Genomic DNA, 6609 nt, shown 5'->3' with positions numbered 1-6609 from the left:
GTCGGCGTACACGTGAACGTGCATAGTCACGTACGGATGAACGTGCATAGTTCCTGATGTGTTGAGGGCCGGTGCCCTGCACTCTGCTGCCTGTTGTTCAAGGTTGCAGAGAGGGGTCGATGGTGGTCTTGGACCCGCAGCGCTGGCTGGAACTCCGGCGTTTTCGTGGCCTGGTCGAGTCCGGGGCCATGAGCCTGTCGGAGGTTGCCAAGGAAACCGGGCTGAACTGGCGGACGGTCAGCAAGTACTTGTCTGCCGACGGGTCGGCGTCGCCGCCGCGTCGGACGGTGAGCGGGCAGCCACGCAGGCGGGTGGTCGATGAGGTCGCCCCGCTGATCGACGCGATGCTTCGGGCCGAGGTCCTGATGAAGGCCGCGGTGATCCACGAGCGGCTGGCCAAGGAGTACGGGTTCACCGGCAACTACCAGCGGGTCAAGCTCTACGTTCAGGAAGCACGCCCGAGGATCGCCGAGGAACTGGGCATCACGCCGAGGGAACTGGCGGGGATGCACCGCCGGTTCGAGGTGATCCCGGGCGCCCAGGCGCAGGTGGACTGGGGTGATGAGGGCAAGACCCTCGCTCACCTGGGCATTCCCAAGGTCTACTCCTTCCACATGGTGCTGTCGTACTCGCGTGACCCGTTCTGCTGCTTCACCACCAGCCTGGATCTGCAGACGTTCTTCGACTGCCACCGGCGGGCGTTCGCGCACTTCGGCGGGGTGCCGATGACGATCGTCTACGACCGCACCAAGACCGTCGTCCGCCGCCACGTCGCCCCCGGCGAGGCGGTCCCGCTGCACCCGGAAGCGGTCGGCTTCGCCGGCCACTACGACTTCGACATCGACGTCCTGGCCGCCTACCGGCCGCAGGGCAAGGGCCGGGTCGAGCGGCAGGTCCTGATCGTGCGCGACCACGTCCTGTCCGGGCGGGCCTTCTCGTCCGTCGAGGAGATGGACGCGGCGTTCGCCGCGTGGGTGCCGCAGCGGCGGGCCCAGATCCACAAGACGCACCGGGAGGTCATCGGTGAGCGGGCGGCCCGGGACCACGCGGCCCTCAAGCCGCTGCCTCCGACGCCGTATCTGGTGGCCGAGCGGCATCTGCGGCCGGTCGGCAAGGACTGTCTGGTCGCCTTCGGCGGGAACCTCTACTCGGTGCCCGCCCGCAAGGTCCGCCCACGCCAGCTGGTGGAGATCAGGGCTACAAAGTCCCAGGTCATGCTGCACTCGACCGCCCCTGATGCCAGCGGGGAAACGCTGTTGGCCATGCACCCGCGGGCAGTCGGCCGCGGTGTCCGCATCGTGGAGGAGAAGCATTGGGACGGTCTGCCCACCGGCCAGGGCCGCCGGACCACCAGCGGCGACGTCCCGCCCCAGCCTCGTCACGAGCGTGTCCCCGGCGAGGAAGCCGGTCCGCTGCAGGCCCTGCTGCACCGGGCCGCGGCCACCCGGATCGAGGTCGGCCGTCGGCCGCTGTCGGTCTATGACGAGCTGACCGGCACCCGTCCCTTCACCACCCACCCGAGCACGAGGGAAACGTCTTGAGCGAGCTGGTCTCCACCCGCGTCCGCAGCACGGCCGGCAAGCTCGGCCTGCCCCACCTGGCCGAAGCCATCAACGAGTACATCCGGCGGGCCGACGAAGCGAAGATGGGCTACCTCGAGTTCCTCGACCTGGTCCTGTCCGAGGAACTCGCCGTCCGCGACGACCGGCGCTTCCGCCAGGGCCTGCGGCTGTCGAGGCTTCCACACCACAAGACGCTGGACGAGTACGACTTTTCGTTCCAGCCCGACCTCGACCCGCGCAAAATCAAGGACCTCGCCACCCTCTCCTTCGTGGAAGCCAAGGCGAACGCGGCCCTGCTCGGGCCGCCCGGAGTCGGCAAGACCCACATCGCCATCGCCCTGGCCGTCGCGGCCTGCCGGGCCGGCTACTCGATCTACTTCACCAGCCTCGACGACATGGTCCGCAACCTCAAAACCGCCGAAGCCGCCGGCCGGCTGACCAACAAACTCGGCACCTACCTGCGGCCGAGTGTCCTCGTGGTCGACGAAGTCGGCTACCAGCCCCTCGAACGCGCGGAAGCAAACCTGGTCTTCCAGGTGATCTCCAAGCGCTACGAGAAGGGCTCCATCATCTTGACCTCGAACAAGACTTTCAGCGAGTGGGGCCAAGTCTTCGGCGACGAGGTCCTCGCCACCGCGATCCTCGACCGGCTCCTCCACCACTGCGAAGTCGTCCCCATCAACGGCCCGAGCTACCGACTCAAGAACCGCCTCAAGGCCATCGAGCGGGAAACCGAAGTGGCCTGACACCTCTGCACGTTCAAACGTACGCAGCTATGCACTTCAGCTCGTACGCCGACAACTGTCGTCCCGGCGGGCATGGTCCGGCTCACGAAAGCTGCTCCCGCCGGCGGGCGGCCTTCGATGTCCAGTCCGATCTGGCGGGCCAGCGGCCCGTAGTCGGCGTCGGTGTCCTTGATGATCTGGTTGCGTCGGTCGGGTTCGGCGATGAGCTGGATCAGGTGGTGGCGGCCCTGCTCGCTGAACATCTCCTCGCCCCCGAGGCGGCTGGCGGCCGAGGCGGCCGCGCTCTGGGCGCCGGCGCGACTGTGGGGTATCTCGGGGGCGAGCAAGTCGGGGGTTGAGGTCGGCTCCTGAGCGCTCGACTCGTCCCGGCCTGCCAGGGCTAGGGCGGCTATCAGCAGGACGACCACGGTCACCGCGGGTATGAGCACGCGGGGTGATCGACTGGACTCGGAAACGGTCGTTCGGATCGGCCGCCACTGGATCTTCGTCGTCATGTCAGCTTCTCCCCGTGGCCGTGATCGTCACTGTTGCTCATGACCGTAGCTGGGGCTCCTGATTCTCAGGCACCGTGGTGCCGTGATCAGGGATGACGTGGGAGCCTGTACTTCCTTGAGCCGTTTGGGGGTTGATGTGTCCGCGCGTACTGCGGCCCGCCTGTTGATATCCGCCGTCGTCGGCCTCGTGGCGCTGTTCGTGCTGGGGTTGCCGGCGCACGCTGCCCCGACGCCTTCCCCGACGCCGACGAAGTCGGAAGACCCCTGCGGACTCGTGTATGGCCCTGCGCACCAGGAGTGCGAGGAACAAACCGGCGGCGGCGGAGGGAGCGGGGGCGGCAGCAGTACTCCGTCCCTGGGGGACCCGACGTCCACCCTGGACCCGCTGTCCTCCCTCGCGGACGGGATCGCGAAAACCGCGGCGTGGGTCGTCGACCAGCTGAGTAACGCCGTGGCGACCACCACCGAGGTCGACTTCACCAACAGCCAGTTCCTGAAGACCTACAGCCTCGTCTTCGCCGCCAGCGCGTTCCTGGTCGTCCTGCTCTGGCTATGGGCTGTCATAAAGCGGGCTATCCGCGGGGTTCCACTGACTACGGCCCTGGGTGAGGCGGTCGGCCTGCTGTGGGTGACTGTGCTCGCCTCCGCGTTCACGCCCCTGATCCTCTACACCATCGTCGCTGCGGTCGACGGTCTGACGCAGACCCTCGCCGGCGAGGGGTCCACGAAGTTCTTCTCCGCCTTCGCGGAGGCTCTGCGCAGCGATGACACCGCGCAGGATGGCGGGCCCTTCGCCCGCATCTGCCTCTCCCTGGTCTCCATCATCGCGGCCGGTGTCGTGTGGCTGGAGCTGGTCGTCCGCGCAGCTCTGCTCTACGTCGGTGCGGTGCTGGGCCTGGTCGTCTACAGCGGGATCGTGGACCGGAAACTGTGGGAGCGGGTCCGCAAGTGGGCCGGAATCATGGTCGCCCTCATCCTGGTCGAACCCATCATCGTGATCGTGCTGCGGCTCGCGTCCGCCATGTCCGAGGGCGGCAAACCCGCCGACAGCACGGCCGCGATCATCAGCGGGCTCGCCATCATCGTGATCGCCATCATGGCGTCCGCGCTGCTGTTCCGGTTCGTACCGGGAATGGGTGACGAGATCGTGGCCGCGCGGCGGGACACCTACGACCCAGCCAGCCGCCAAGCTGCAGCAGTCGTGACGCGGCCGGTCACCGGCATCACGGCAGGAATCAACACACACGCATCACGGGACGTGTCGGCCAGGCCAAGCACGCCCGCACAGAGTTCCTCGGTGGCTCACGCTCAGGGCGGGATCGCGGCCCACTCGACCCGCCCGTCCTCGTCCGGCGGGTCGCCGTCGGCCCCGACCAAGAACGGCCAGGGCAACCCGTAGGTCAGCCGGGCTGCGGGTTGTTGTACCCGATCAAGACCCCGATCACGATGATGGCCAGCAACACGTAGAACTTGGCCTTCAGACTCAAGGCGCCCCCTTCAGCGACACAGATACTCAGCATCACGTTACTGCCCGGGTCCCGACGTCAACCACGTTCGGAACCCGGGCAGTTGTCTTCAAGGGAGGTTGGCATCTGCCGGTCCCTTGAGGTCATGTCCTGGGGCTGGGTCCGGGGAGGGCGTTCAACTGACCATCGTGGGAACCCCTGTTCGAACTGGTGAAGGGCGGGCGTTTACGCCCGACAGAACATGTCGGCCGCACCGCAAGCGGCACGGCCTCCGGCGGATAAGGACGCCCGTACCGGGCGGCGCTTCCTTTTGGTTTAAGGACGGGCGCAAGCGCCCGGCTGTTCCCTCTCCACCCCCGCACCCTCCGCGATGCTCCGGGTGCCCAGAGCGGGTGGAGCTGGGGAGGCCCCCCCTAGTGAAACGACAGAGTTCTCCAGAGAGTTCTGCCGTCTCACTAGGAGGGGATCTCACGTGCTGTCGTGCGTACTCCGGTACGCCCGTCGAGGCATCGCAGTCAGATCGGGCTACGGGTATTTTCTCGCTTGCCCTGGGACCGGGACTTGCAGGCAGCGCGGGGAGGTCGCGGTACTCCCGGGGGCTCTGCGCCCCCGCCGGCTCGGGTCCACCTTGTTCGCCAGGGGATCACTCCCATGGCAAGGCCGGCTCGTCTGCCTGCTCGATTGACGATTGACTTCCGTAGCGCTCTCCCTCCGCTCAGGGGGTGGGGTGAGCTACCTCCACATCGGCCTTCTCTACCTCCCGGACGCCTAACCCGGGGTCGGTCTTGGTAACGCGGACCGGTCTCTACCGCGGGCTAGGTCCGGACTCCCAGCGCTCGCCACGCGCCGGGCCTCGGGCCGGTTTCCTGGGACCGGTCTCCCATGGGTGCTGTCACGTCCCACGCCACCACGGCGGGCCGCGTCCTGCTGCGACTTGGACACAGCAAGACGGCGGCCCCCGGGCAGGGAAGTCCTCAACGGCCTGAGGCCGGAGGAACCGGGTACGCGGTACCTGGACCTGGTGTGACATCCATCCCGTGGACACACCGGAATCGGGACGCACTGGGCCAGCACCGCAGCTTGTTGCTAGGATGCGACTGCCTTCCTGCGGAAGCGGAGAGGGCACAACGAAGCTCCGGCGCCGGACGCAGTCCGGCACCTGAAAACGGGCTTCACCTGTGTGAATAGGGACTACTCAGAGACGCGCCTGGCAGCTTGTGACTGGGTTGGTCCCGCCGGAACGATGCGGCGCCCTGATCTGAAGGTTCGGGTCAGGGCCTTTTGCATGTCCGGACGTTGTTGTCATCCAGCCTTGGGCAGCTCCTGGTTGGCATGCGCTGCCACTTTCGGGGCCTGCCTCGCCTTGCGGCGAGCTTCCCGCTTGTGCAGCTCGGTGAGGGCCTCCCGAAGCACTTCGGCGCCAGAGATGCCCATGTCGTTGACCAGCTCCTCGTACAACCCACGTACGTAGTCGCCGGGCTTGAGCATCACGGTGGCGCGCAGCGGCTTGTCCGCCGGGAAGACTCCCGTTCGGCCTGGTTGCTGACGTCCTCGTACTGCCATGGGTAAGATCTTATCCACAACGAGGCACGTGTGGACCACAGTTCATCGCGTGTCTTGCGAGTTTCCCGTGGCTTGGGAAGGGCTCTAGGGCGGTTCTGCAGCGTTGGGAGGGGTTAGAGCCCTTGGGGCGTCAGGGTCGTAGGGCCGAGGGAAGGCCCGCCAAGCGTCGCTGGACGTCTTGGCGGGCGCCGCTCTTTCCGGTGACACGGGTTCGCAGGGTCAACAGCTCGCTGCCCAACTCGCGTGCTTTAGCTGGGTCGGTGACGTGGCGCCAGGCGTAGTGGGCGCGGTCGACGGCAGCAAGGACTTCCGGGTGTGTGTCGCCCTGCCCGGCTGTAAGGCGGATGACGGCACCTCGTAGCCACAGTGCGCATGCCCGGTCGGGGGCGCCTTCCTCCAGCGCGATGACGGCACGTACCTCGATCCAGTGGGCTACTTCGACCGAGGTGGCGCCGTGCTCCCGGAGGGCCTTCTGCTCCCACGAGGCCGCGATGGCGGCGGCCTCGGCATGGCGGCCAGCCTGGCTCGCCTGGGTGATGGCACGGTGCGGGTCGGCCTCGGCTGCCGGGGCGGGCTCGGCGGGCTGCGGGAGCTCCTGCCTCGGCGCGGGGACGTCGACCATGTGCCTGTCGACTGCGGGCGGCGGCGTTTGGGTTCGCCGACGCGGAGCCGAGCCACAGCGTGGCGGTTTCCTCGAGTACGGCGGCGCGGGCGGCCTGGTGGTGGAGTTTGTCGTTGGACGGTCTCGACGTGGCGGTGCGCAGGACTTGGGCGAGCG

Annotated in this window: 6 protein-coding genes; 3 read left to right on the top strand and 3 right to left on the bottom strand. The window is 67.5% G+C overall.

Translation table 11 applies throughout. The features are described from left to right. Positions 1-119 precede the first annotated feature (119 nt). Together istA and istB are read left to right on the top strand one after the other, a co-directional pair. Entirely contained in the window at positions 120-1541 is a 1422-nt protein-coding gene (gene istA / locus ABIE67_RS50925) for an IS21 family transposase (RefSeq protein ID WP_370251680.1), read from the top strand. Further along, positions 1538-2308 carry an IS21-like element helper ATPase IstB gene (istB, locus tag ABIE67_RS50920; RefSeq protein WP_370251676.1) on the top strand — a complete coding sequence of 257 codons (771 nt, stop codon included), beginning with the start codon at positions 1538-1540 and terminating at the stop codon, positions 2306-2308. The genes istA and istB overlap by 4 nt, the downstream gene beginning before the upstream one ends. Here istB and ABIE67_RS50915 read toward each other — a convergent pair. Further along, the gene (locus ABIE67_RS50915; protein ID WP_370271279.1) at positions 2254-2802 is read right to left on the bottom strand and encodes a hypothetical protein; all 549 of its coding nucleotides are present in this window, start codon (positions 2800-2802) and stop codon (positions 2254-2256) included. The two genes, istB and ABIE67_RS50915, sit on opposite strands and share 55 nt — an antisense overlap. A gap of 136 nt (positions 2803-2938) precedes the next feature. Here ABIE67_RS50915 and ABIE67_RS50910 point away from each other — a divergent pair, with 136 nt between their 5' ends. Continuing rightward, complete coding sequence (locus ABIE67_RS50910) at positions 2939-4201, top strand: hypothetical protein (protein ID WP_370271278.1); 1263 nt, start codon at positions 2939-2941, stop codon at positions 4199-4201. 1369 nt (positions 4202-5570) lie between these two features. Here the strand turns inward: ABIE67_RS50910 and ABIE67_RS50905 are convergent. Next, positions 5571-5831 carry a hypothetical protein gene (locus ABIE67_RS50905; protein ID WP_370271277.1) on the bottom strand — a complete coding sequence of 87 codons (261 nt, stop codon included), beginning with the start codon at positions 5829-5831 and terminating at the stop codon, positions 5571-5573. 130 nt (positions 5832-5961) lie between these two features. Then, on the bottom strand, positions 5962-6453 hold the full coding sequence (locus ABIE67_RS50900) for a hypothetical protein (protein ID WP_370271276.1): 492 nt from the start codon (positions 6451-6453) through the stop codon (positions 5962-5964). Positions 6454-6609: the final 156 nt, after the last annotated feature.

This window comes from Streptomyces sp. V4I8 (assembly GCF_041261225.1).
Lineage (GTDB): Bacteria > Actinomycetota > Actinomycetes > Streptomycetales > Streptomycetaceae > Streptomyces.
Note: the sequence above shows the minus strand (reverse complement) of the source record. Positions and strands in the feature narration are given on the sequence as shown.